The organism is Ochrobactrum sp. RH2CCR150 (assembly GCA_014138095.1).
Classification (GTDB): domain Bacteria; phylum Pseudomonadota; class Alphaproteobacteria; order Rhizobiales; family Rhizobiaceae; genus Brucella; species Brucella gambitense.
Genome location: JACGXE010000017.1, coordinates 69,617 through 95,012, shown reverse-complemented (window position 1 = coordinate 95,012; position 25,396 = coordinate 69,617). Strand labels below are relative to the sequence as shown.

The following is a 25,396-nucleotide window of genomic DNA, read 5'->3' as shown; positions in this document are numbered from 1 at the left end:
TAAAAAAACACACCCTGGCGCGGGGTGGAGCAGCCCGGTAGCTCGTCAGGCTCATAACCTGAAGGCCGCAGGTTCAAATCCTGCCCCCGCAACCACTGATACCGACAAACCCGTAGCATCTGCTGCGGGTTTTGTTATTTTTACAGACTTTCCAATAGCTTGCCGCTCCGTCCAATTGAGGATCGTGCCCAGTTCTCCATGCAGGGTCGCGTAAATCTCGCCCCGTTCAGGCCCCGGCGTCAGCGAAATCTTCTCAATCAGGCCGCGCAATGTCTCCGCCGCTTCCTGCCGCTCTTCCCTGCGATTGAGCGCTTTGACTAGGGCAGAAACCTTCTTCGCATAAATCGCCGAGGCGCTCGGCAGAATGTCCGGTGTGTCCTCTGGCGCGTCGGCAAGAAGCTCGGTCAGCTCGACCTTACGAGCCTCCAGCGTGTCCATCTCCGCCTTCATGCTCTCCTGGAACATGCCGGCCTTGATCGCCTCGATCATGCCGCGAATCTGCTTCTCGATTTTTACCAGTTCTGCTTTCCAGGTATCGCCGCTGGAGCGTCGCTCCCGGTTCAGACGGTTTGTCTCCTCGGCATAAGCGCGCATTGCCTCCTCGACGATCTCCGGCGCCATCATCCGGTCCTTCAGACCGGAGAGCACGCGGGATTCCAACTCTTCACGGGGGATGGTGCGGCTATTGCTGCATGCGCCCTTGCTGATGTGGTTCGAGCAGGCAAATCGATCAGCGCCGCGCAGCGAGTAGGGGCCTCTACAGCAACCACAGAACACCAGGCCGGACAGAAGGGACTTCGGCCGACGTGTGCCGTTCAGGCGGTTCTTTTTGTGGTGCTTCCGCACGGCTTCTGTGACGTTGGCAAACTTCTCGGCGATCTCGCCTTGTCGGACACGAACTGAATGCCAGAGTTCCTCATCAACAATGCGCAGCTCCGGCACATCCTTGATGATCCATTCGGATTCCGGGTTCAGGCGTGACACGCGCTTTCCGGTCGATGGATCTTTGATGTAGCGAAGCCGGTTCCATATCAGGCGACCGATATAGAGTTCATTATTCACCAGCCCCGTGCCGCGCTTCACATGGCCACGGATGGTGGTGTCGCTCCAGAGCTTGCCAGCCGGACCGGGGACACCTTCCTCGTTTAATGTGCGGGCGATTGTGCGCGGACCTACGCCCGCGGCGAACTCGCGGAAGATGCGCCGGATAACATTCGCCTCGGCTTCGTTGATTTCCCGGTCGCCGCGAATGGAATCACCGCGCGCATCGAGCTGCTTGACGACATTATAGCCAAAGCACAGTCCACCTCCTGACTTGCCGTCCTCGACGCGGCCACGAATGCCGCGATGGGTTTTGGCTGCGAGGTCTTTGAGAAATAGCGCATTCATCGTGCCCTTGAGGCCGACATGCAGTTCGCTGATCTCACCTTCCGATAGCGTGACAATCGGAACACCTGCGAATTTTAGGTGCTTATAGAAGGTGGCGACGTCAGCCTGGTCGCGACTGATGCGATCCAGTGCCTCAGTAAGCACGATGTCGAACTGTCCAGCCTGCGCATCCTGAAGAAGCGCCTGAATGCCGGGGCGCAGGATCATGCTTGCGCCTGAGATGCCAGCATCCTTGTAGGTTCCGACGATCTTCCACTTCTCGCGCTTCGCCTGTTCGCGGCAGATGCGCAACTGGTCCTCGATCGACGCCTCGCGCTGATTGTCGGAAGAATATCGGGCATAAAGCGCAACGCCGGTCATCAGCGGTCTCTCCTAAGCTACTTTATCCATCCGGCTTGGCCGGATTAGCACCTCGGCCGAGATGCCGAGGCGGATATGCAATTGCCGGATCATGTCGATCGATAGGCTGCGCTTGCGGTTGAGCACGTCTGCAACCCGATTGCGGGGGCCGATCATCGGCTCCAGATCTTTGCGGGTCAATCCCTGTTGCTCCATGCGGAAGCGGATCGCCTCTATCGGATCAGGCGGATCTATAGGATAGTGCTTCGCCTCATAGACGTCGATCAGCGTTGCCAAGACATCCAAGCGGTCGCCTTCTGGTGTGCCGCTCTTGGCGCCCCATAGCCGTTCGACATCGGCTAACGCTTCATCGTAATCCGATTCCGTGCGGATCGGTTTCAGATCAGTTGCCATGGTCGGTCTCCTTCACGTCGATCCTGTCGTAAGCCTTGTGCGTGCCGAGCCACTTGATCCAGACGATACCCTTCTCGAAGTCCGCCGACACGATGAGGCGAAAGTCATTGCCCTTGATGTTGAAGACGATCCGCTCGGCGCTGACGAGGCTCGCCGTCGCATAAAGTCGCTTCACATCGGCGGTGCTCGCCCACTCCGCCTTGCTGACTTCGTCGAACCAGGCATCGAGCGCGGCCTTTACGGCCGGCTGCTCTTTCTGCCCCGCGAGGCTTTCGACAAATTCGCGCAAAGTACGGCGGGCAATAATCCTCATCTGTAACCTATAGCATGGGACCAAAACGGTCTCAAGGGAAGGTTGCAAAAACCCGAAACGGGAAGCCCGCACCGGGTGAAACTCGCGCAAATGTCGTGTGCACGGCGAGGTCGGCTATTAGATCATCAGGGCGAGGGGAGAGTTTTGGTGTGATGCTGTTTCTGCACCTTTCGTTCCATCGCGATCTTGCGCTCGAACTGCTCGCGGGCGATCTGGCGGCCGATCAACCTGGCGAGGGATCGGACCGCTGCATCGGCACGTACAGGATCGTTCCGGTCCGTTTCCAGTCCGGTCGAGGGCGATATAACCTCGATGCTGATCCTGTCCCGTTTAAGCGCCATCGTCTACGACAATCCTGTGCCCAGAAGGGGCAGGGGATATGGAAGCGTGGAATGCCATGGTCGGGAAGAGCGCACGGCTCTCCGTGCGGTGAATAGGATGCCTTGGCGTACGAAAGGGATAGGTCACTCAGAGGCCGGGAGAGGGTAGTTGAACGGCAGATATAAATTGGCCGATCGAAATCCCAAATTTTTGCTGTTGGCCACCCGTGATGCAAATATGCCATCTTTGGAGACCAGCGTTTCAACTCTCCTTAGTTCCGTTCCAGACCATTCTATCGACCTCAGTGAAACGTCTGGCCCGCGTCGCCAGCGACGCCGGAAGGCTTTGGGGCCAGAAGTCGACGCTTTAAGGTCGATCAGCGAATAGCTGTTCCGGACGAAGAAATGTTCTCTTGCCTCCGGCGGGGTCGAACAAAGGGTTAGGAGATGTGCTAAGCTCGGACCGCAGCGAGGAATTGTTGTTCTGAGAGTAGGGAGACCGCGAACTCGCCCTTTTTCATCATCGGCATTATCGAACTGCAGGATCTGCTAGTTGCCAGATACATTACCGTATTCCGGTAGCTTAGGAAAACGTGCTCACCGGAGCGCTTCCACTTCTCAATCCACTGGCTGCTGCGGCCCACCCAGCGCATTATGTGAAATTGCCTCCCGCTGCATTCAACCGGTCTGCTCTTGAAATCCAGTGACATTCCAAAATTGATCTCGCGAAAAGAGCTTTCGTCCGCAAGATCGAGCAGCCAGAACATACGGTGTTTTCGACCATAAAATGTCTCTCTTGCCCCGCGTTCCTCTTCCGATATGGAAGAATGTTGTAACTCAACGATGGTACGATAATGGTGTCCGTTGCATAGAATGTCAGCACGGTGCCTTTCACCAGTGTGATCATCCGAAAGCGTAACCTCACATTCATCTAGGCTGAAAAAAGACTTCCAGCGCAGATGCCATTCTCCTTCGGGTTCACTCCAGGGATCACAATCGCCCTGCTTATGGCGCCAGTGCGCGACGTTCTGGATTGGTAAAACTGCGATAAGTTCACCGCCGCAGTCCCTGCAGATTGTCCATTCGCCCTTTATGAGGGGGCGACGTTTTTGAGCGCCAGTCCAAGCGAGAAGCATCAGGCCGCCTCGCCAGTATTTTCCGGAGGTGGGACAACCATAGCCGCTGCCGGCTCATTCCTTATCGTGCGAACCTGTTCACTCAGATGGACCATAAGGGGCCTTCGCGAACGAGAGGCCTTGCCTACAAGTAGGCAATGCCGTGGCTTAAGATTTGGCAAGGCGCGTACATGGTACGGTCCCATGTAGTTTCGCAGAAAATCAAAGCCTGTTTCGTCGAATGCCTGAAACGACACAATGGTGTTGCATTGGTTCAGAACGCTTTTGGTAACATTGGCGGTTCGTTGAGAGACGATGAGAAAGCCAAGGCCATACTTGCGAGCCTGCAAGACAATCTGTGCAGTTTTATTTACAGATGCCTGTAGATTTTGTTGCGGATTGAAGTTCCACTCGGGCACGAGGAGATGCGCTTCTTCCAGCACAATCATGACTCGGGGAACGGGAGTAAGAACTTGTTCTGGTGATCTTGTCTCTTTGCACCAGGTAAGGCAGACTTGCGCCGTTGTATGCGCTAGGTCAACCGCCGCTACCTGGCCAGATGAAGTTTCGACGATACCGATCATGTGATCGGGTGACTGCAGAAACGCTTTTATCGCCGCTTTATCAGCAAGTATTACTGCGTGATGCAGATATCTTTGATAGTCGCCAGTGGGATCCACGCAGACTACCTTAATGCCTTTTGCGCAGCACTCTTCGATCATCGCGAAGGTCAGAAAGGACTTTCCGGCACCCGTCACGCCGAGAATAGCCGAATGGTAGAGCACGAAATCGTGGACATCAACATTCACAGGGTAAGTGGCCTGGGGGATCGTACCGATAGTCGCCTCGCTGCCCTTAAGGACATATTCTGGTCCGGCAGTTTCCTCATCTACAAGAAAAACGGGCGCACGTTCGCGAGCAACCCAGTCATGGCTTTCGAAGCCGCCCCTTGCATTATCCCATCTCCCGATCTGTTCGGCATCTCCCTCAACGAAGGCGCGTGAGCTCTCGCTTAATGTTTTTTCCTCACTTATTATCCCATCGAAGACTTGGTAAAACACCGGCTTGGACTGTTCGCCGACTTGTAACATTGACCCGGCACGAACCGATGGCGAGCCGAACAGCTCGAATTTTAGCTGCGCAATTCCGGAACCCTTAGAAACAGTACCGATGACTTTCGCAAGTCGCTGAAGCTCCTCATCATCAATCGCGGGTTCGTAAAGAGATAGTTCTTCGGTACTCATCGTCACGAGCAGAGAGTTTTCGTTAAGCTGGGACTCTGAGATCGACATCTCAATCAAGGCAACCGCAATCCTTGTTTCGTTCGCAGATGAGCGTTCGCCAATAACGATCCCAACGCAGTGACACGCTCCCACACTACTTTGGCAAAAGCCGACAAGTTCATGTAGTTTTGGCTTGGCCTCAGCCGTATGCGTGCAGAAAACGATCGAAGGCGCGTTAAAGGAGTGCGCTACGCCAATGATTTTCCGGTCCGGATAATCGCGGCTGCGGCGGATAACTTTTCCGATAGCAGGTAGATTGATGTTTGAAACTAGGAGGATCAGTCCCCATGCCACTACAAAGACAGTCGTATTCGTGGTTCCCAGCTCGAAATAGCTGAGCAACGCTAGCACAAACACAATCGAGAACAGGACGTCAGCCCGGCCAAGACCAATGGCAATCTGATAGAAAAACGAACGCCACGGCCGCTTTTCACGGCGAAGATCCGCTCCACGGTCCCATGACAACGCAACCGCCGTGCCTGCCAGAAGTATTGAGCCCCAACGCAATATCTCCCACCAAATGGCGAGGGGAGGACTAGAGAGGGTTGATGTCGCAACGAACACAGTTAAGCAATTAAGCAGGACATCGTTTGGCTTCGTAAAGCGGTACTCAGTGATGAACCTGCCAACGAACAAAGTGAACAGGCCGGCGTGAAACCAGATGGAATCGCCGCCGGACGGAGGAACGAAAGAGCCGGTGTGAAACCATACAAGCCCCAGAAGCGCAATCATCCCGATACAGAATGCGACAAGCGCATAATTTTTAGTCAAAGTTCCCCCAATACGTCTTTAGTCCTTTTGCAGAATCCGCGCGATGAGTTCATTCATTGCGGACCCATTTTTAAAGTAGTCGAGCAGATAGTTTCTTGCCTGCTTGTCCATCGCGACAGAGCCCACAGCAGACGCCCATGCCAGCCAATCTGAGCGACCTTCACGGAGAAAGCCTTCCCGCATTTCCGGGAGACCAAATCTCAGATCCTGTATCTCTAATATCTTGGCCCTAGTGATATCCGTGGCGCAAGGGTGATTATAAAGCGCGTTTATTATGAGCGGAGCGTTTTTGGTGTTCATGAGATAAGTATCGAGCATGACACCAAACCAGAAAAGTTTATACTCGCTCAGGTACTCGCCCTCACTGGCGATCTCCAGAACGATTCCTGCCACCGCGTCCTTGTCTTCCGCGTCAGTACAAAGCCCATAGAGGTTCTTGGCGAGATGGGAAATCCCCTCGCAAAAAGCCCTAGATGCTCTTCGATCTGATCGACGTGATCGCGCATAACAACAAGAATGAGTTCGGCATCGTCCTCGGAGAGGTTTCCTGCGGTTAGCAGGGATAAGATGAACTCGATTTCATCATCATCAAGCTCCGCTACGCCCTCATCGTCAATTAAGTCGACGTCATCATCAAATGGATCTTCGTAATGTGAAAGAATGAGGTAGCGTCTCCTTTTCAGGAGGCGCTTCTTAAGTTGGCCAATCTGCTCGTCTGCTTCGTCCGTCGAAGGCACGCCGCCTGTGCGCGTCTTACTCGCGTTCACCGACAGACCCTTTAGGCCTAGCAGGCGCTGCGCCTCAGCAAAGTCTGACTGCAACACCCGTGCGTCGTTATCGAATAAATATACATCGTCCATAAACCGGACGATGCGATCTGCACGGATCATAGAGGACTCTTCAATGAAACGAAGGAAATCGTTTCCGATCATCTTGGCGGGGTAGAGGCCTTGAGGGAGGCAGTCCAGTGATCGGCCGGCATTGATCTCCCGAAAGAATTTGCCAAAGGCAATAGTGTCTTGGGGATCTTCGGGCCTCAGCGCGGCGAACCAGGCGTGCAAGTCATGATGGTACACGCCGTTGAAGTACGCTGACACGTCAAAGCTCGTGAATTCTTCAGTCTCGAAGGTGCCGGTCCAAACTGCAGCTTTGAAATCTGAATAGCTTCGAGAGGGCGAGATTGGCTTGCCGTCTTCGAACCTGTAGCCGAAGTGCTGCCGCTTCTTTGCGTGTGGTTTTCTGAAGCGCGTCCTATTCCTGTATACTAGGTCATAAAGAAAGAATTCTGCCACGGCATCGAGTTTTACGGTCCGTCTCAGGTGTAATGCGTCTTTATTGGCATAGACCCGACGTTGCGGAAGGAATGAGCCTTTACCACTCACGAGATCGTCGGTGTACGCGATGATCTCAGCCGCGCCACGCTCGATGAGGATCTTGTTGGTATCAAGCGGGAATAGGGTGCGAGGAAAGTCGTCAAGAAAAAATTCCCGGCTGCTATACGTCGCTTGTTTGGATTTCTTTTTCAAAATATACGATCACATCTTAAGGTTGTTTGCATCCTATATCTTGCGAGCGACCAAGTGAAGAGCCTTTTGAATGGTGAGCAGAACACTTATGGATCATAATAATTGCTGAACCAATGGACTTAATCGTCCATCCGATCATCCGGCGGTTTCGGACGATCATGCTCTTAGCTTCGGAGATCTTCCGCGTGGCGATATTCTAATGTACCGCGCCAAAAGCCCAAGTTTATTTGCTAGAGGAATATCCGTTGTAACCGGCAGTCCTTATAGTCATGCCCGGATTGTTCTTGGAAACGGCATGGTCGCGGACCGAATTTTCCCGCAGGGAACGCAAAAAATATATCTAGAAGAATTTATGGCGGGAGCAAGGGCCGAAGCCGACCTGAGGAGTCAGCTTGGCTTCGGCAAAGACCGGGTAGGGAAGCTTAGCAAATTCGTATCAAATGCAATAGAAAATGCCAAATATTATGACGCTGTCGCCGCGGTGAAATTTTAGTGGAATAGCGATAAATACTTCGCAAACAAATTTGAGTTCATTGAGAAAAACTACATAAAAGCAAATACTGTCGATAAATTTTCACAGAAAATCTTCTTCTGCTCGGCCTTCGTAATCGCATGCTACTCGGTCGTTGAAATTATTGATACTAGTGCGCAGATTGCATCTCAGCCGGAGCATTTCTCTCCGGGCCATTTCTTTAACGATCCCACGTTTCTATAGCTGGCCGGATGATGCGGTATTCTATGAAACTATGCATTGGGCAGACGCCGCGGATGCCAAGTGGTAGTAATCCTGCTGTTAGAACTGCACGACTTCGCTGCGGTGATACATCTGCTTAATTTCCTTGTGCCGAATCCGGAACTGACTTCTGCGTTTGATTGCAGGTGCTGTTGATGACGCTTTCTCCATTTTGATGGCAGGATCGTAGTAGACCACGCCGCTCGTGAAACCCTTCAAAAACAGCAGGAAGTCGGTCTGCTCACAAAGATGAATGCGGGGTCCATAAGAATATTCCGGCGGCGGTGTCCGGAAGAGGGATGGCACATACGCCGCTTGAGCATGCTTCCGGTTCCAGTGTGCCATCATGCCTTTCAAAGACCAGCTTGCCGCAACGTCGTCATCGCTGTTGATAAGGGCAATACTCCCGTCGATGTTGGTAATGGTGCCGCTCGCGTTATCAAAGCCATCGACAACGATTTTCAGGCCGGTGTCGGCATGATAGGTCTTCGCACAGGTGTAGATGCCGCCAAAGTTCAGACGATCAGGCCTGCCCATCTTGTCCGCATAGCCGAAGCACCTCAGAAACTCTGCAACTCCGTGATCTCTGTAAATTCCGCCGGTCGGTTCAGGCGTCATGAGCGTGACGGGTGTTTTTGGCAGGAAGGCCGTGAAATTGTTCACGCCGTACTGCTTTACTTCCCACCCCATGAAGTCAGGCTCGGAAACACCGTTTGGCGTTATGCCGAGCTCGGCTTCAAGTGTGTATCCGCCGCCATTCTGGGCAAGATAGGGGAGCTTGCGCCCATCGGCGGCCAGCTTCTGCGACATTATCCATTCCAGCTCGTAGATGCGACGCAACTCGGCAAGGAGAATTTCTTTCGGGCTTCTCTTGCTTTCAGGGGTAGTCGGGAGTTCGAGGAACACTCCCACCGATTGCCACTGGCCTGCATTGATTTCATTCGCGATGGCGTGGTCCGGCCCGACGACGTAACCGAGAACATCATTCTGCCGGGTGATACCGAAGAAAAGGATGCGCCCCTCAGTCCTGACCGTCATAAGATCAGACGGAGCCTGCTTACAACCGAGCAGGAAGCCTGACATCCGCACCTCCGGATAATCAGGATAGAGGATTAGCTGCGCGTTGGGCGCGAGATGCTGCCCGTTCTCATCAAGCCAGAAAAAGCGAACCGATGCTTTGGGACGATCCTGCTTGCTTCCCGCCATTGGCCGCGTGTCTGTGTAGATTTCGCCGTGCGGGATGATGTTCAGCGCACCGAAGCCGCCACCGAGATAAATCTGGTTCTTCGAATTATCATTGGAAGCCAGCTTCTTCGCATAGATGCGATCTGCGCCGTGATCGACGAAAAGTCGGAGCAGTTCGGATAAAGATGAAGCCAAATTATTCCCCCCTGATTGTAAGCATAGATTCTCCGGATTTTACCCAGTCGGCCAGCTTTTGCATAGCACTGGTAAAATCCAGTCTGGTGCGACCCTTGAGGGCGCATTCCCATACTGTGGCAATCCGCCAGCCATTTTCCCGCAGTTTTGACATCGAGAGATCATCGTTGAGAACATTGCGCGAGATTTTTTCCGCCCAGAACTCCGGGCGGGTGGATGGCCATTTGAATAGGTGGCAGTCATGCCGGTGCCAGAAGCATCCATGCACAAACACGACCGCGCGGTACTTCGGGAATACCAGGTCTGGCTTTCCAGGCAGGTCTTTGGAGTGCAGCTTGTAACGGAGCCCTTTCGCGTGGAGGGCATGGCGGACCATAAGCTCGGGCTTTGTATGACTGCCTTTGATAGCAGCCATGTTGCGGCTTCGCGTTTGCGGATTGTGGACATCCGCCACGACTATGCTGCCTTTCGCTGGCTCCGCTCGCTGATGAGCGCCTGTATGTGCGGCAGCATTATCCGTGCAACTTCGCAGAAGACAGGCACTGCAACCGAATTGCCAAACTGCTTGTAGGCCTGTGTGTCAGAAACAGGAATCCTGAAGTCATCCGGATAGCCCATGAGACGCGCGCACTCACGAGGTGTAAGGCGGCGTGGGTTCTTCTTCTTTCCACGGCTCACAAGGATTTCCGAACCATCTTTGTAGTATCGGGCAGACAGCGTTCGGGCCACGTCATCCGGTGTGACGAGGCCAAAGCCGAAGCCATTGCCCTTTGCCTTATGCTTGGCAGAATAGTCCTGAAGGTACTGCCACAGCTTGTCTGTCAGCGTGTACTTGGGATTCACAAGGCTTTTCGGGCCAGTCGTGTAAGGTTCTTCCAGCTCTTCAAAGCCATCTTCGGGATGCAGGATGTCACGAAGGCGTACAGAGCCTTTTTCCGGCAAGACCAGATAATCCCACGAGAATTCGACGGCATCGCGGAAGCCGACGATCACAATGCGCTCCCGATGCTGGGGGACAAAGTGTTTGGCGTCGATGATTTTGTAATAGACGTGGTAGCCAAGCTCTTCGCGCAAAGTTTTGATGATGACATCGAATGTCCGGCCACGGTCATGGCTCTGGAGGTTCTTAACATTCTCCAGCAGGAAAGCGGCGGGTCGCTTGGCTTGCAAAATACGGGCGACGTCAAAAAACAGCGTGCCCTGAGCCTCGTCCGCAAAGCCGTGGCTGCGCCCGAGAGAGTTCTTCTTTGATACGCCTGCGATAGAGAAGGGCTGGCATGGAAAGCCAGCGACCAACACATCGTGATCCGGAATCTCGTCCGTGGAGACTTTTGTTATGTCGCCTTCAATAGGGCGGTTGTCCCGAAAGTTGGCGGCATAGGTCTGCTGCGCAAACTTGTTCCATTCGGAGGTGAAAACGCAGTGGCCCCCGATAGCATCGAAGCCGCGTCGAAGGCCCCCGATGCCAGCGAAAAGGTCGATGAATGTAAAGCGGGTCTGGGCCGGCTCGGGTCTTCCCATAATTCGCAGCATATCTAGGACATGTTTCCGAGGCTCTGCTTCGCCCGTCTCGAAGCGATAAATCTGCCGCTCCGTATAGCCAAGCTGTTGTGCTGCATCGCGAATTGTCAGGCCAGCCTGGAGGCGGAGGTCGGAAAACGTAGACATGAAGGCCTTTCTTGATCGCGAATCGCTGGGTCGATTTTTGACATGATGTCATGCGAACAAAAATGGAACAACGGGCAACAGTAAAAATCCACATATAAGGCGTGGTTTTCGATCTGTCTGACCAAACACGGCGGCAGCGGTGGCATCTCAAGGAAATCTCGTCAGGCAATGGTCACGTCGCGATTGACCTTCGAAGGCGGGATGTAGTTAATTGAAGCTGCCGGTTGTTCTTTAGAAAATTGGCAAACAACAACAAGTCTTTGCATGGAGGGCGGGGCAGTGATGTCTGCCGCGCAAAGGTGAGGATGATCTTTCGATTCTCTCTCCGCGTAAGGGTCCGGTAATGGACGCAAGCGCTGGGTTCACTGTTACAGATTGGGACGCCTCGCAGCGCGCTGTGATCGGTGCCGGTGAGACACGCCGTCTTATTGTCGATGCCGGCCCTGGTACAGGCAAGACTGCTGTCGCCTGCGCACGCCTCAACTACCTGGTGTCGGAGTGTGATGTTCAGCCTTCCAGAACATGGATGATCAGCTTCACGAGAACGGCTGTCGCCGAAATTCGTGCACGGCTTTATGCGTATCTTGGACAGGACGCAGCTGCTGTGCGAATAGCCACACTCGACTCTCACGCATGGTCAATACATTCAGGTTTTGAGGCGAATGCCAAATTGACTGGCACCTATGAAGCCAACATCGAGCATGTACTTGAGCTTGTGAGAAGCAGCGATGAAGTCGCCGAGCATCTTGATGATGCCGAGCACGTCATCGTTGACGAAGCACAGGACCTTGTCGGCATTCGCGCCGACCTTGTTGAGGCAATCATCACAAAGCTTCGGCCAAGCTGCGGTGTCACTGTTTTTGCTGATGCTGCGCAGGCTATCTACGGATTTTCGGAAGACGAAAAATTAGAGATAGATTCAGCTGATAAGCCGTTGCTGGAGCGCATCGGCCCTGGTTCCTCGTTGAAGTTCGAGTCCATTGCTCTCGACACAATTCACAGAACGAAGTCACCTGGTCTGATCTCGATCTTCTCTGGTGTTCGCTCGACCGTTCTTGGAAAAGGTAGTGGGCTTTTTGGCAAGGTTCGCGAGGCTATTGAGAAACATGCCAGTGCCAATGATGTCGACGTCAAGAGTCTCGGGCTTGAGACTCTTGCACGGGGCTCTCTTGTGCTGTTTCGCAGTCGGGCGGAGGCTCTGATCGCCTCGCAGTTTTGTACCGTGCCGCATAGCCTTCGCCTGTCTGGATTTGGCGTAAGCCTCCCTCCCTGGCTTGCGATCTGCTTTCATGATTTCACAGTAAGCCACATGGGTAAGGATGAGTTTGTGCGGCGCTGGCTTAGCCGCGTCGAAAACTCTTGTCCGCCTGATTATTGTGCCGAGGAAGCGTGGCGGCTTTTGACACGCTTTGGCGGCGCGGCAGATGGCTCGCTTGAGATGATCCGCCTTCGCCGGCGACTTGGCAGAACCGCGCCGCCAGTCGAACTTGCCACAAGAGAATTTGGTCTGCCAGGGCCGATCATCGGTACCATTCATGCAAGCAAGGGGCGGGAGGCGGATGATGTTATTCTGCTTTTGCCGGAAGAGTCTGAGTTTGAAAATACAGCTGACGAGGAAGAGGAATCTCGTGTTCTCTTTGTTGGCTCGACGCGTGCGCGACAGTCTCTGCGCGTTGGGAAGGCCGCAGGAACGAACAATTTTGGCTCGAAAGGTCAACGGGCATATCGCGGCATTGCCGCGAAAGGAAAGGATGGCTCTCCGTCCGCGATGATCGAGATTGGACGCGGTGAAGATATCAGCGCAACCGGGCTCGTTGGAACTGCATCCTTAAGTCTTGAAGAGTGTACTGCTGCACAGGCGTGGCTTATCGATCATGCATGTAGGCTGGCGCCGCTTAAGCTTCAGCTCTCGGCCAGCCATGGATGGAAATATCAAGTAGTAGAACCAGAGACTTCAGCGCCTCTTGGCCTGCTTTCAAACGCCTTTGTCAATGACATGTGGGATATTGCCAAGACGATGGGCGCGTGGGGCAAAGGGCGTAAGCTCAACATCCCGTACTCTATCAGATACGTCCGTAGCTTTGGTGCGCGCACCATGGTGTTGCCGCCTGATGATCCGCAGCTAGAAAATCTGCATGCACCGTGGCAGCAATCCGGCTTCATTCTGGCACCGCGGATTGCCGCCTATACGAAAGGGTTCTTCAATGTCGCAGGAGCCTGACAGCTCGATTGATCGTACAAGCCTCGCTCAGCGCCTGGCCGAGGACCTGATTGGTCCGCGCAGCGACGAAGAAGTGTTGATTAAAGATCGTCCTACAGACGTCTACCTGACCGGCATTCTCTGGCCACAGAGAACGCAGATGGCGGGTGAGGATGACGACACGCTGGCAACCGGCAGCGCAGCCAACTCTTCCGACAGCGATGATTCAGGAGAGGCCGAGGCTGTTCCAGCGGCGTCATCGCAAAAGCCATCCGTTGCCGGTTTATCGTTCTCGGTATCGCTAAGTGGAAATCCGAAGATTTCTGCACGCATAAGGTTCGCGCGATATCGTCTGGTGCCTCCCAAAACTTCTGAGGATGAAAAATCGTGGGTACGCGAACCAGTTGATGTTGTCAGGGAAATCCAGCTTTCATCTCCGAACCCGTGGATTGATCTCGCTAAAGGTTCGCCTGAGGCAGACGGAGCTAAGCTTCATATTCGCTGTGTAAAGGCATCGGACAGACTACTTGTTACGCTCTCGCTTGTGAATGTCGCGCCCGCTGGCGAAGGGCGTGATGAAATGGAAATGGCCTGTTTGTTTCAGACATCCATTAATGTTGAGCCTATGGGTGAAACAACTCTCTTGCCAAAGCCGGCATGGCGCGGCGAGCAGGCAAAAACGCCGGGTGATCCTGACGAGCGCTCGAATCTCCTGCTCTTCCGGAACGTGTATGAATTCGCAGCCGGTCACATTTGCTCGGCAAAATGGGGCGCGGTTACGGCGGTCAACGAAGGAGAGCTTCCAACAGTTTCTTGGGTGGCAACCAGCTGGCTTCCTGCTGCGACGGTGCCTGGTGTCGATGCCGCAGGCCACGATGTCTTCAAGAAACTTCCTGCCGCTGCGCTGTCAGCAAAAGCACTTGCCTTCGCCGATGAGTCTTCGCTTGCCTCATCCCTCATGGCGCTCAGTAATGCCTATGGTGAGTGGCTTGATGACCAGAAAAAGCTGGTGAAGGGTTTGTCCGCGGCGAACGCAAAGACGGCCGAAGAAAATCTCAAACAGTGCGAAGACGTGCTTTCGCGCATGCAGATATCAGCGGGACAGATTTGCTCTGATCCTGCTCTGCGCAGAGCATTCCAGCTTGCCAATCTTGCGATGCATATTCAGCATGAATGGGATAAGGAGAAAGCCGCTTTTGGCGATCTTCAGTGGAGACCATTCCAGCTCGGCTTTCTGCTCTTGAGTGCTGTCTCCTCGGCGCGGCGCGACGATGATCACCGTCGCACGATGGACCTGCTCTGGTTTCCAACGGGCGGCGGCAAGACAGAAGCCTATCTCGCGCTCATTGCCTTCGTTGCCTTCTTCCGTCGCTTGTCTGATGATCCGGCTGACCGGGCCGGCGTTGCGGCGCTTATGCGCTACACGCTTCGACTGTTGACCACTCAGCAATTTGCACGCTCGGCCGCCATGATGCTGGCTTGCGAGCTGATTCGGACCGACAAGGTGGATGTGCCCAAGGGGATGGCGCTTCTTGGCGATGAGCCTTTTTCTATTGGTCTTTGGGTCGGCGGCGATGCAACGCCCAACCGTCTCGCCGAGGCGTTTATGTCGCTGCAGGGATCGCGCGAGGTATCCTCACCAAAACAGCTGGCTTTATGCCCGATCTGCCACAACAAGATTTCTTGGAACCAGGCGTCCGTTGTCTCTCCAGTTATTGCCAGCTGCACTACCGGCGACTGCGTTGCACGAGGCCATATTCAGGTCTGGACCGTAGATGATGATGTTTATCGTGTCCGCCCGACACTCATAGTGGGAACCGTCGACAAATTTGCCCAGATCGTGCGCCGTCCCGAGACCAACGATCTTTTTGGTATCTCGCGTAACGCGCCGCCTGACCTCATTATACAGGACGAACTGCATCTGATCTCCGGGCCGCTCGGCACCGTTACCGGCACCTACGAGGCGGCCTTCGATCTACTTTTTTCGAACGGACAGCGTTCACCGAAGGTGATCGGATCAACGGCGACGATCAGGCGCGCCTTGGAGCAGGTAAAGGACCTCTTCGATAGAACCGCCTGTCAGTTTCCGCCGCCGGCCATTAATCACAACGATTCCGGCTTTGCTGTGCTTGATCCGAAGTCAACTGGCCGGCGATATATTGGCGTTAGCACTGCGGGCCGATCGGCAAAGTTTACGCTTCAAGCAGTTTCGGCCTCCCTTCTTCAGTCTGCTGCGGCTGCTTTCTCCACGAAGAAGCAGCGTGATCCATACTCGACGCTGGTTGGGTATTTTAACTCGCTCCGAGAACTCGGCGGCGCACTCGTCCTGATGCAGGACGACGTTGCTGACAGTATCGATATTTATCGCAAGGCCAGGTACGAGAAGCCACGTGTCGTTAAGGAGGTCGAAGAACTCACATCACGTCGCACCCAAGAAGATATCTTGGCGATGCTCGGCAAGCTTGCCATCGAGGCGGACGATCCGGGATCGCTTGATGTTGTTCTGGCCACAAACATGGTCAGCGTTGGAGTTGACATCCCGCGCCTTGGTCTGATGATCGTCAACGGTCAGCCAAAGACCACGGCCGAGTATATCCAGGCAACGAGCCGTGTTGGCCGCGGCAAGGTGAGCGGACTCGTCGTTGCGATCTTGAACAATGCCAAGGCTCGCGACCGCTCTCACTTTGAAACCTTTCCAGGATGGCATCAGGCGCTGTACCGCGACGTCGAGGCGACAAGCGTCACGCCGTTTGCATCCCGGGCGCGTGACCGGGCCCTACACGCAGCGCTGGTGGCGGCCGTCCGGCATCTGGCGCCGGGTATGCTGGATCGTCCCGGCCTCGACGATCCAGCAATTGCAAAGGCGCGCGAGTTGATCGATCTGATCGTCGCGCGGGCAGCGCGCATTGATCCAGAGGAGCGGGATGTCCGTGCCGAACTCGAGCGAAAGTTCGAGCAATGGAGTGATCGGGCGCCAGCTTACTACTGGCAGGACTACAAGGTGAATGCATCACTGTTGCAAAGTGCTGAGCGCGTTGCATGGAAAAAAGCACTCGGGCGTACACCCGGGTCTGCCTGGTCAACTCTTAATTCAATGAGAAACGTGGAAGCCGGAACACCCTTCCGCATGGCAAAGCGGCTTAGGGCGAAAGAGAAAAAAGATGTCGAATAACGATTTGCAGGAGCTGAGACGCAGCGCTGTTGCCTCGCTTTTTGGCCCGGGGGCCATTGTCGACTTCAGAACCGAGAAGGCTCCCGTTTCCGGGATGGCAGCTGGGCTGGAGGCCTGGGATGAATCTTTTTGGCCGGCAGGCCTTGCGAATTCCCAGACCATCCGGGAGACTCGCCTTGAGAAAAAGCTGGGAGTGCACGGATTTCGTCTCCCGCCGGTTATTGAACAGCGTCCTAAGGGAGAAGACCCGGACCGTCGTCGTCTCGTAGCGGTGCGGTTCCCCCAGTGGCTGCAATGCCCAGTGTGTGAAGAAATCGGGCCTGAACGCACATGGTCCTTTGATGATGGCGAGGCCTACCGCTTTTGCGCGCGTTGTACGGACAAAAATCCTGGGCAGCACAAGATTTATACGATCCCTGTTCGCTTTGTCTTTGCCTGCACCAGGGGACATGTCGACGAGTTTCCATGGGATTACTGGCTTGGACATTTGCCCACTTGCGAACGAAAAAAAAGAATGACCCTCAAGGCTGAGGGGGCGGGTCTTGCTGGCTTGGTCCTTCGCTGTCCTGACTGCCATCAGTCGCGATCAATGGATGGAATTTTTTCGAAGGGTACTTGGGAACATCTGCACTGCAACGGCAAAAGGCCGTGGCTTCCAGATGCTGATGAGATCTGCACGGAACACCCAGTAGGGGTCCAGCGTGGTGCTTCAAACCTTTATTTCCCAATCACGCAATCGGCTCTCAGTATCCCCCCATGGTCAGACCAGCTCCAGGTTGTGCTTGGGGATTTCTGGGCTACGCTTGTTAATGTCGTCGACCCGGCGAAGCGTGTCATCTTTATCGAGATACATGCCGAAGGTGAGCTGGGTCCGCATTTGAAAGAATTGAAGATGACGCCGGAGCAACTAGCCGATGTCATCGAGCGTCGACTGCAAAGCTATAAGGAGATCGCGACCGATGATCTTCGCCCGGCCGAGTTCAGACAGTTTGTGGAGGAGCCTGGCGATCACGTTGATAAGGACCTCGAATTTGAAATCAGGCGCGAGGATGTGCCAAGCGATATCAGCGAGAAGGTATCGACCGTCGTTCGTGCGGTCAGGCTCCGCGAGGTTCGGGCGCTGACCGGCTTCACGCGCATCAACCCGCCCGGCGATCCTGATGCACCCGAAGTTGCAAAGCTTTCTGTGACGAAGCTCCCCTGGCTGCCGGCGATTGAAGTGCGCGGTGAGGGTATATTCCTTGCTCTTAATGAAAAGACGCTCGGGGCTTGGGAAGGGCGCGATGATGTCCGTGCTCGTGCTGCCGAATGCCACGAGATGTACCGGGCAGACTGGCAGTCGCGATATGGCTCCGCTGCCGAACCCGACAAGACTATCACAGCGAGATACATGCTGTGTCATACACTTGCGCATGCCCTGATGCGCCAACTGACGCTGGAGTGCGGATACTCAAGTGCATCTCTGCAGGAGCGCATCTATGCTGACTCCGGCGATGAGAAGATGGCAGGCATTCTTATCTACACGGCAACGACTGACTCCGATGGCACACTCGGCGGTCTGCAGCGTCAGGGCCAGGCAAAAAGAATTGCCGGCATTCTGAGTCGTGCAATCGCCGCTATGGAGTGGTGTTCTTCTGATCCGCTCTGCATCACGGAAGCAATGGGTTCGCACACGAGCTTCTCTCATGCCGCCTGTCATTCGTGTGTTCTGTCACCGGAGACTTCCTGCGAGAGCTTTAACTGCTTCCTTGATCGTGCGCTTTTGGTTGGTACGCCGGAAAATTCAGATATCGGCTACTTCGCCGACTTGCCAAGTGGTGTGTGATGGCAACGCTCTGGCCGAGAACCCTACCACTATCGATAAGGAGAGACCGTCGCCGCAAGGCCGAGGTCCGGGTCTATGACCGGCTCGCGAGTGAGCTTTCTGATGATTTTCATGTCTTCTATTCCAGTCCTTGGCTTGGCATTGACCAGCTCGGACACGAGAGGGACGGCGAGTGCGATTTTCTCGTTGCTCACCCGGTGCACGGGTATCTGGCTATTGAGGTTAAGGGCGGTGGTATCGACTACAATCCGGCAACCAAGCAATGGACCAGCACCGATGAGAATCACATCGAGCATTCAATTAAGGACCCTGTCGAGCAGGCCCGCAGCGCTAAGCACGAGATACTGAAAAAGCTGAAGAGGTCGCGACTCTGGAGAGAGCGCTATATACACATCGCCCATGGCGTGGTGTTTCCAGGCGCCTCGAAGATACCAAAAGACCTCGGTGCCGATCGGCCATCGCGGATTTTTTGCACATCGGGTGAATTCACAAACGGATTTCGCAATTGGATTGCCGCACGCCTCCAGGAAGGCAATGCGCCTGCCGACATCAAGCCGCTTGGAACGGACGGGATCGCTGCCCTAGAAGGTTTTCTAGCGGTGCCGTTTTCTCTTAGCTTCTCTATTGGCGCCTTTATGGCAGAGTCAACGGAAGAGCTGGGGGTACTCGAACCGCGCCAATACCAGATACTTGAGAACATCGCTGACCTTCCGCGCGCTGAAATGAGAGGCGCTGCAGGTACAGGTAAGACTGTTGTTGCAATGGAAGAGGCGAGTCGCTCTGCAGCTTTGGGCAACAGGACGCTTCTCACCTGTCATAACGGACCGCTGGCGAGAGAGCTCGGGAGAAGGCTCGGGCCTCGGGACAATCTCCTCGTTCAAGGTTTTCAGGATTTTTGCCTTACTTGCGCGAAAGATGCTGGGCTTTCGCTTCCTGTTACAGAGGAGACGATGCGCTTTCAGGAAGAAACGCTTCCTGAGCTCCTCATTGATGCAATAACGGCGAAGCCGGATCTGAAGTTCTCTATGGTCGTCGTTGATGAGGGGCAGGACTTTCCACAGAGCTGGTGGATTGCGCTTGATGCCGCGATAAGGAAGGACGGAAGGCTTCGCGTCTTTTCTGACAGCAACCAGCGTGTCTACGATGGCCGGCGTGTCCCGAGAGAAGATCTTCACCTTTCCCCGATCAGACTTTCACGCAATCTGCGCAACACCAAAGCCATCCACACAGCTGCCTCAGTTCACTACGAGGGTCACGAGATTATCGCGGAGGGCCCCGATGGAAAAGCTGTCACCTGGATTGAGGCCTTGACGCACGAGGAAATGATAAAGGCGGCCTACGCCGAGCTTCGTCGGCTCGTCTACAAGGAGGAGGTGGCACCTTCAGATATCACGGTTCTGCTGCCTGGGGTGCAGTGGATTGAGAGGTTTCGACTGGCAGCAGCGCAATCGCAGCTGGAGTTTACCACGTGTGATAATCTTATGAGCGAGCACGTGATCCTTGACACTCCAAGAAGGTTCAAGGGTCTAGAAAGACCCGCAATCATAGCCGTCTTGGACGATACCAGCCTTGAGGGGAGTGAACTGCCTTACGTCTGCCTTTCGCGCGGGCGAGTTTACCTCGCAGTGGTTGCTTCCTCAGCTGGGTTCAAGAAACTTTCTGCGGTTACAGCCGGCTGAAAGTAGGAGGACATGCAGAGATGTCGAGGTTTTCGACAGGCTTTGTCGCTAACATGATCCGAACCCGGTTCGACGCAAAAATCATGCCGGCACCGCGCATGCCCGCGAGAAGGCCGCGCTTTCGCTGCGCCGGAACCACGCAATCGCGCGTTTCCGCCATTCGGCTTCAATCACTGACACGGAAATGTCGTCAGAGCATCTCTCACACGACGCACAACGATGATAGCGAGAGAGTGTTGAATGGATTTATCGGGTTAGGCGATCCACTTATCGCATTAGGCACGCTACCGCAAAACCATTCAATACCGCAGCCTTTTCAGGTCGGACGTGGCCTTGTGCCGTCCGGCTTTGGGAGGACGCGCCATGCAGAGCATAGATTGGCGTACTCCGGCGGCCTATAAACACGTCAAAGACCTTCCTGCCGCCGGTTTCGCCTGGGAATATCTTCGTCGTAACGAAGACTACCGCAAAGATGTAGAGCGGCTCACCCGTACGGGAGGAGGTGCCGTAGAAGAACTGGACGCCTTTGCTTCCCGCTGGGGGGTGCGATTTTGCACACGACCCCGACGCGCAGCCTGACGGCGCACCGCTTTTCTGGTCGCCGCATTTCAATCCGCAGGCCATTATTCTGTCTCCAGTGGAGCGGAACGATGCCGATGGCGGGCGGCTTGTCGCTCTTGCGCATCTCGATGGCCTGATCCTGCGCCGCGCGCCGGATGGCTGGCACGCAATCTGGCGTATCGGTGGGATGGAGCATCAATTCTGGCTGCCGCAGGGCGCGATCGATGCGGCAGCTTTCTATGCTGCAATCCTGCCTATGGACGAGTTCATGGAATTACGCGCCCATGCGGCGCGCCGCCTCTGGCGGTGCCTGACCGGTCGCTCTCCGGGGCCGGATACTCGCGCCATGCCAGCGCAGCTTCGGCAATGGCACCTTCTGTCGTTGCGCGCCCTGGACGCACGGCTACACGGCGAAAGCTATCGCGCCGTTGCCGAAGTCCTGCTCGGCTTCCGTGGCAACAAGGAAGATTTCGAGACTGATCCGCGCAAGAACAAGGCACGTCGTCTTGTTGCCCACGGCATCAGGATGATGCGCGGAGGCTATCGGCTGCTTTTGCATTATCCGGTCAAGCCTATTCCACGATCAAAACGCAAATGAGGCAATCTCACCGATTCCTGTTTGCCGCAGCCTGTTCCAGTATTTGCCTGTAACCTTCCCGCGCCAGCCATTCGGCGCGCTCCAGATGGCTTTGCCAGCATCTACGAGTTCGTACTTCGTCTGATGCTGGATCGCGATGCAGAACGATCTGCGCTACTTCCTTCCAGTCCGCATCTTCAGCCTCGGCGTCGAGAATGCGCAGATAGGTCACAAAGTGCTGCTCGTCATAGGCGGTTATGACATCGCCGGACGGCGCCAGATCATCCACATCGGGATCAAGTTCGACGGGTGGTTTCACGGTTATTCCCCTTCTTTCAGAAGAGTTTCTGCGGTTCGCCCCCGCAATAAAACTCTCTGACTCCTGGTGATCGGGGAGTTAGTAACCGTGTTGAACGGCCCCATGGCCTTTAGCTGGAAAGCCTGTTGCATACGCCACAGGCTCCCCGACCATAGGGTCAAGGAGTGTGGTGCCGTCACGGCCGACACCAACCGTCAACAGGGGTTACTAAGCCCCGGAGCAGTGCGTCTGCTCCATCTCTATTCATAGCCGAACTGCGTGAGGATGTCTTGAGAGAATCCGCGTCGGCCACCTTGAGTTGCCGAAATCTCACGTCTTTTCGCGCTGACCCAGCCCCTATCAGGGGTGCCGTCTGCGCATAGGTGCAAATGCGGCACGCTACACGCCGCCGATCACTTCCCATGGTTCGCCATAGCGCACTGCCGTCTCCGGCAGCCGCATCAACCTGACGAACCGGAGGTGATCTCATGGCCGAGCGCCGCAACACGGAAATGCCACCGCGCATGCTGCGCACTCAGGAAGCTGCACGTTTCCTCGGTATTTCTCTTCGCACACTGGAAAAGCACCGGACCTACGGGACCGGTCCGACCTATCGCAAAATCGGTGGCCGCGTCCTCTATACCGTCGAGGATCTCCAGTCCTGGGCCGACATCGGCGCGCGCAAATCCACCAGTGACGAGGGTGCCGGCACGGTCTTTCCGGCGCGCCCCCTGACGCCTGAAGAGCGGAGCAAGCTCTGAATGCGGCGCGTCGATCACCCTGACGGCTTGCGGAGAGAAGGCGGCAGCGAGCGCAACCACCTCGATCCGTTCGTGGTCGCAACTGGCGATGCCAGTCCGCGCGACCAGCGCGATCTGATGGAACGGCCTTTCTTCTCGCTGGCAAAGACGCCGCGCACGAAGCCCATCCTCTACAAGACCGCCGATGTCGAGGTGCATGTGTTCGGGATGCCCGAACATGGAATGGCGACGATCTGGGATGCTGATGTGCTGATCTGGGCTGCAAGCCAGGTCGTTGCCGCAGAAAACAACGGCATCAAGACATCCCGCTTCTTCCGCTTCACGCCTTATCATCTGCTGCGCGCCATCGGGCGCGACACAGGAAACCGGCAATATCTTCTGTTGAAGGCAGCGCTTGCCCGGCTGCAATCCACGGTCGTCGCCACGACGATCCGTAACGGCAAGCACTGGCGCCGCCGCCAGTTTTCCTGGATCAACGAATGGGAAGAGATGACTACGCGCGACGGTCGCGTCGAGGGCATGGAGTTTGTCCTGCCCGAGTGGTTCTACAACAGCGTCCTTGACCGTTCTCTGGTCCTCACCATCGACCCGGATTATTTCCGGCTGACAGGCGGTATCGAGCGCTGGCTCTACCGTGTCGCCCGTAAACATGCCGGACATCAGCCGCATGGCTGGCTGTTCGAGGTTGCCCACCTCCACCAGAAATCCGGCAGCATGGCCCGGCCATCGGACTTTGCGCTGGACCTGCGTCGCATTGCTGCTCGCCAGCCGCTGCCGGGCTACAAGCTCAAGATCCTGCGCGAAGATCGCCGCGAACTGCTGCGAATCCGCCCTGAAAATCTATCCACAGTGCCTGTGGATAACATTGTGGATGCCCTCGGTACATCAGGCGCAAAGCGTATCGGTACATCAGGCGCAGCACTATCGGCACATCAGGCGCACGAACCCCAGTTAAGTCTCTGGAACGAAAAACAGAATCCGACTGCTAACTTAGAATATAACATAGAATCTAACTTTTCTTCTTTGACGCGCACGCACGAAAGGCACGGTGCCAGTGCCACTTTCCGCCGACCTGGGCGGGGTACGCCATGATCGTCGCGCTCCTCAATCAGAAAGGCGGCGTGGGCAAGACCACGCTGGCGCTGCATCTTGCTGGAGCTTGGGCTGCGCAAGGCAAGCGCGTCATCCTGATCGATGCCGATCCGCAAGGCTCCGCACTCGATTGGTCGCAGCGACGTAGCCATGAAGGGTTGCCGAGGCTGTTCAGCGTCATCGGCCTTGCCCGTGATACCCTTCACAGGGAAGCGCCGGAACTGGCGCGTGACGCCGATCATGTCGTCATTGATGGTCCGCCCCGTGTCGCTGGTCTGATGCGCTCAGCGCTGCTTGCAGCCGATCTGGTGCTGATCCCGGTGCAGCCATCTCCTTTCGACGGCTGGGCCTCGGCCGAGATGCTGGCGCTTCTGAACGAAGCGCGAATCTATCAACCGGAGCTGTCCGCCCGCTTTCTGCTGAACCGATGCGGTGCGCGTACCATCATAGCCCGCGAAACGGCCGAGACACTGGCGGACCATGATCCGCACTTGCTGGCCACGACGATCGGCCAGCGTGTCGCCTTCGCCGAAGCCGCACAGACCGGGCGACTGGTCTCCGAGACTGATGGCGGCGAAAGGGCCGCACAAGAGGTCACAGCGCTGGCGGCCGAAATCGATGGCCTCGGTATCGGGAGGATCGTGCAATGACACGGCCGCCCGTCAAATCCGGCTTCGCATCGCGTCCAGGCAATCCCGATAGCTGGGTCAGAGCCGCCGATGCGCCGATAACCGGCAAGACGGCGACGGAGGCGTTCACCGCCCGCCTGACCATCGACATCACGCCCGAACTGCGCGGGCGCATCAAGGTTGCCGCTTTCCGGCGTGGCGTCACCGTCGCCGTGATGTTGCGCGAGCTGCTGGTCCGCGAGTTTCCATCCATTGAAGGAGATCAGCCATGACCGGCAAAACCGTGCGCGCTGCGCGTGAACATCCGCAGGCGGACGGGCCTGCACCGTTCACAACATTGGTCGAACTGACCTTCCAGAAGAAGAAGGTCGAGCACTGGATACGCTTCGGCCGCAAGAGCTTTGAGCAGATCATCGACCGCCGCCGCAGTCGGATCGGTTTTGCGCCCGAAAGCATCTTCGCCTTCGTCCGTTGGGCCTCCAACGATTACGGCACCATCGTTTCGCAGCTCGACATCCTGCGCGCTGTCGGGCGTGGCGAACCGTACCAGACCGTGCCCTTCGTTCGTCCTGGCGGCGAGATCCTGCTGCGTATCGACGGCTGGCCAAAGGTCCAGCGGGTGTTTGCCCTGATCGACGCAGTGGACGCGCTTGGCGTCGATCCGGCCGATGTTGCGCCGGAGCATTGGCGACACGTCCACAATCGCTTGAGTGCTGGTCAGGAACCCAATCCCTACACGCCGGAGCGCCATGCCGCGTGGGTCAACCGCCGGAGGATTGCGCCATGAGCCGCCGTCATATCCTCGTCGTGTCCATGCTGGCCGTCGGCACGCTTGTCGCCACGGCTTTTGCCGATCTGCCAACCCGGCTGGTCTGGAATGCGACTGCCAGCGCGCCCATCGGCCTCTACACGGTTGCTCCCGCCGATGGGCTACAAGTTCCCGAACTGGTCGCCATCACGCCGTCTGAGCCGCTGGAACGGTTCATGGTCGAGCGCGGCTATATCGGACGCGGTGTGCTGCTGCTGAAGCGCGTCCTCGGCCTACCGGGACAGCGCGTCTGCCGCAACGGTGCGACCATTACCGTCGATAATGTCGAGATGGGGGACGCGTTGGAGCGCGACCGCATGAGCCGCGATCTGCCGGTCTGGCAGGGCTGCCGCATCATCCGCGAGGGTGAACTCTTCCTCATGAATTGGGACATCCGGGACAGCCTCGACGGCCGTTACTTCGGACCTGTTCCCGCCAGTTCCGTCATCGGCCGGGCGCTCCCGCTCTGGACCGATGAGGAAGGCGATGGCCGCTACGAATGGCGGGCGGCCACGCATTGATCTGACGCCAAATCCACCAACA

General features: G+C 55.9%; 25 protein-coding genes and 1 tRNA gene. 14 read left to right on the top strand and 12 right to left on the bottom strand.

Going from position 1 to position 25,396, the window contains the following annotated elements; genetic code table 11:
* Window positions 1-18 precede the first annotated feature (18 nt).
* Window positions 19-95: transfer RNA gene (locus FHW03_RS22830), tRNA-Met, on the top strand.
* Here FHW03_RS22830 and FHW03_RS22825 read toward each other — a convergent pair.
* The 8 genes from FHW03_RS22825 to FHW03_RS22795 form a co-directional block, all read right to left on the bottom strand.
* Window positions 52-1,749, bottom strand: coding sequence for a recombinase family protein (locus tag FHW03_RS22825; RefSeq protein WP_182522734.1), 1,698 nt, complete (start codon window positions 1,747-1,749; stop codon window positions 52-54). The genes FHW03_RS22830 and FHW03_RS22825 overlap by 44 nt on opposite strands.
* 12 nt (window positions 1,750-1,761) lie before the next feature.
* Entirely contained in the window at window positions 1,762-2,142 is a 381-nt protein-coding gene (locus FHW03_RS22820) for a helix-turn-helix domain-containing protein (protein ID WP_182522726.1), read from the bottom strand.
* On the bottom strand, window positions 2,132-2,455 hold the full coding sequence (locus FHW03_RS22815) for a type II toxin-antitoxin system HigB family toxin (RefSeq protein ID WP_182522725.1): 324 nt from the start codon (window positions 2,453-2,455) through the stop codon (window positions 2,132-2,134). The genes FHW03_RS22820 and FHW03_RS22815 overlap by 11 nt, the downstream gene beginning before the upstream one ends.
* 125 nt (window positions 2,456-2,580) lie before the next feature.
* The gene (locus tag FHW03_RS22810) at window positions 2,581-2,796 is read right to left on the bottom strand and encodes a hypothetical protein (RefSeq protein ID WP_182522724.1); all 216 of its coding nucleotides are present in this window, start codon (window positions 2,794-2,796) and stop codon (window positions 2,581-2,583) included.
* 431 nt (window positions 2,797-3,227) lie between these two features.
* Window positions 3,228-3,911, bottom strand: a complete 684-nt coding sequence (locus FHW03_RS22805; RefSeq protein ID WP_182522723.1) for a competence protein CoiA family protein — start codon at window positions 3,909-3,911, stop codon at window positions 3,228-3,230.
* Window positions 3,911-5,944, bottom strand: coding sequence for a helicase HerA domain-containing protein (locus FHW03_RS22800; RefSeq protein WP_182522722.1), 2,034 nt, complete (start codon window positions 5,942-5,944; stop codon window positions 3,911-3,913). The genes FHW03_RS22805 and FHW03_RS22800 overlap by 1 nt, the downstream gene beginning before the upstream one ends.
* An 18-nt stretch (window positions 5,945-5,962) precedes the next feature.
* Complete coding sequence (locus FHW03_RS25990; RefSeq protein WP_210277390.1) at window positions 5,963-6,337, bottom strand: hypothetical protein; 375 nt, start codon at window positions 6,335-6,337, stop codon at window positions 5,963-5,965.
* Window positions 6,292-7,470: a hypothetical protein gene (locus FHW03_RS22795; RefSeq protein WP_210277389.1), complete on the bottom strand. Its 1,179-nt coding sequence runs from the start codon at window positions 7,468-7,470 to the stop codon at window positions 6,292-6,294. Before FHW03_RS22795 ends, FHW03_RS25990 begins: the two co-directional genes overlap by 46 nt.
* 199 nt (window positions 7,471-7,669) lie before the next feature.
* Here FHW03_RS22795 and FHW03_RS22790 point away from each other — a divergent pair, with 199 nt between their 5' ends.
* Window positions 7,670-7,963 (top strand): hypothetical protein, encoded by a 294-nt coding sequence (locus tag FHW03_RS22790; protein WP_182522721.1) that lies wholly within the window; start codon window positions 7,670-7,672, stop codon window positions 7,961-7,963.
* A 300-nt stretch (window positions 7,964-8,263) separates the two neighbouring features.
* Here FHW03_RS22790 and FHW03_RS22785 read toward each other — a convergent pair whose 3' ends face one another.
* From FHW03_RS22785 to dcm, 3 genes are read right to left on the bottom strand one after another with little or no spacing between them, the layout of a single operon-like run.
* Window positions 8,264-9,583 (bottom strand): MvaI/BcnI family restriction endonuclease, encoded by a 1,320-nt coding sequence (locus FHW03_RS22785; protein ID WP_182522720.1) that lies wholly within the window; start codon window positions 9,581-9,583, stop codon window positions 8,264-8,266.
* Window position 9,584: 1 nt separating this feature from the next.
* Window positions 9,585-10,037, bottom strand: a complete 453-nt coding sequence (locus FHW03_RS22780; RefSeq protein ID WP_182522719.1) for a very short patch repair endonuclease — start codon at window positions 10,035-10,037, stop codon at window positions 9,585-9,587.
* Window positions 10,038-10,039: 2 nt separating this feature from the next.
* Window positions 10,040-11,251: a DNA (cytosine-5-)-methyltransferase gene (gene dcm, locus FHW03_RS22775; protein ID WP_182522718.1), complete on the bottom strand. Its 1,212-nt coding sequence runs from the start codon at window positions 11,249-11,251 to the stop codon at window positions 10,040-10,042.
* A 343-nt stretch (window positions 11,252-11,594) separates the two neighbouring features.
* Between dcm and FHW03_RS22770 the strand changes: the two genes are divergently transcribed.
* The 6 genes from FHW03_RS22770 (at window position 11,595) to FHW03_RS22750 (ending at window position 21,286) form a co-directional block, all read left to right on the top strand.
* Window positions 11,595-13,472 carry a UvrD-helicase domain-containing protein gene (locus FHW03_RS22770; protein ID WP_182522717.1) on the top strand — a complete coding sequence of 626 codons (1,878 nt, stop codon included), beginning with the start codon at window positions 11,595-11,597 and terminating at the stop codon, window positions 13,470-13,472.
* Window positions 13,456-16,623 (top strand): helicase-related protein, encoded by a 3,168-nt coding sequence (locus FHW03_RS22765; RefSeq protein ID WP_182522716.1) that lies wholly within the window; start codon window positions 13,456-13,458, stop codon window positions 16,621-16,623. Before FHW03_RS22770 ends, FHW03_RS22765 begins: the two co-directional genes overlap by 17 nt.
* Complete coding sequence (gene drmB / locus FHW03_RS22760; RefSeq protein ID WP_182522715.1) at window positions 16,613-18,448, top strand: DUF1998 domain-containing protein; 1,836 nt, start codon at window positions 16,613-16,615, stop codon at window positions 18,446-18,448. The genes FHW03_RS22765 and drmB overlap by 11 nt, the downstream gene beginning before the upstream one ends.
* Window positions 18,448-20,127 (top strand): NERD domain-containing protein, encoded by a 1,680-nt coding sequence (locus tag FHW03_RS22755; RefSeq protein ID WP_182522714.1) that lies wholly within the window; start codon window positions 18,448-18,450, stop codon window positions 20,125-20,127. The genes drmB and FHW03_RS22755 overlap by 1 nt, the downstream gene beginning before the upstream one ends.
* 363 nt (window positions 20,128-20,490) lie before the next feature.
* Window positions 20,491-20,706 (top strand): transcriptional regulator domain-containing protein, encoded by a 216-nt coding sequence (locus tag FHW03_RS26155; protein ID WP_377515505.1) that lies wholly within the window; start codon window positions 20,491-20,493, stop codon window positions 20,704-20,706.
* Between the two features lie 46 nt (window positions 20,707-20,752).
* Window positions 20,753-21,286 (top strand): DUF2285 domain-containing protein, encoded by a 534-nt coding sequence (locus tag FHW03_RS22750; RefSeq protein ID WP_182522733.1) that lies wholly within the window; start codon window positions 20,753-20,755, stop codon window positions 21,284-21,286.
* A gap of 7 nt (window positions 21,287-21,293) precedes the next feature.
* On the opposite strand, the gene FHW03_RS22745 is transcribed toward FHW03_RS22750, so the two are convergent.
* Window positions 21,294-21,584 carry a DNA -binding domain-containing protein gene (locus FHW03_RS22745; protein ID WP_182522713.1) on the bottom strand — a complete coding sequence of 97 codons (291 nt, stop codon included), beginning with the start codon at window positions 21,582-21,584 and terminating at the stop codon, window positions 21,294-21,296.
* Window positions 21,585-22,051: 467 nt separating this feature from the next.
* On the opposite strand from FHW03_RS22745, the gene FHW03_RS22740 reads away from it, so the two are divergent.
* From FHW03_RS22740 to FHW03_RS22715, 6 genes are read left to right on the top strand one after another with little or no spacing between them, the layout of a single operon-like run.
* Window positions 22,052-22,324 (top strand): AlpA family transcriptional regulator, encoded by a 273-nt coding sequence (locus FHW03_RS22740; protein WP_182522712.1) that lies wholly within the window; start codon window positions 22,052-22,054, stop codon window positions 22,322-22,324.
* The gene (locus FHW03_RS22735) at window positions 22,325-23,416 is read left to right on the top strand and encodes a replication initiator protein A (RefSeq protein WP_182522711.1); all 1,092 of its coding nucleotides are present in this window, start codon (window positions 22,325-22,327) and stop codon (window positions 23,414-23,416) included. It begins immediately after the preceding gene.
* Window positions 23,413-24,066 (top strand): ParA family partition ATPase, encoded by a 654-nt coding sequence (parA, locus tag FHW03_RS22730; protein ID WP_182522710.1) that lies wholly within the window; start codon window positions 23,413-23,415, stop codon window positions 24,064-24,066. The genes FHW03_RS22735 and parA overlap by 4 nt, the downstream gene beginning before the upstream one ends.
* Window positions 24,063-24,317, top strand: coding sequence for a hypothetical protein (locus tag FHW03_RS22725; RefSeq protein ID WP_182522709.1), 255 nt, complete (start codon window positions 24,063-24,065; stop codon window positions 24,315-24,317). Before parA ends, FHW03_RS22725 begins: the two co-directional genes overlap by 4 nt.
* The gene (locus FHW03_RS22720) at window positions 24,314-24,832 is read left to right on the top strand and encodes a DUF2840 domain-containing protein (RefSeq protein ID WP_182522708.1); all 519 of its coding nucleotides are present in this window, start codon (window positions 24,314-24,316) and stop codon (window positions 24,830-24,832) included. Before FHW03_RS22725 ends, FHW03_RS22720 begins: the two co-directional genes overlap by 4 nt.
* The gene (locus tag FHW03_RS22715) at window positions 24,829-25,374 is read left to right on the top strand and encodes a S26 family signal peptidase (RefSeq protein ID WP_182522707.1); all 546 of its coding nucleotides are present in this window, start codon (window positions 24,829-24,831) and stop codon (window positions 25,372-25,374) included. Before FHW03_RS22720 ends, FHW03_RS22715 begins: the two co-directional genes overlap by 4 nt.
* Window positions 25,375-25,396 lie beyond the last annotated feature (22 nt).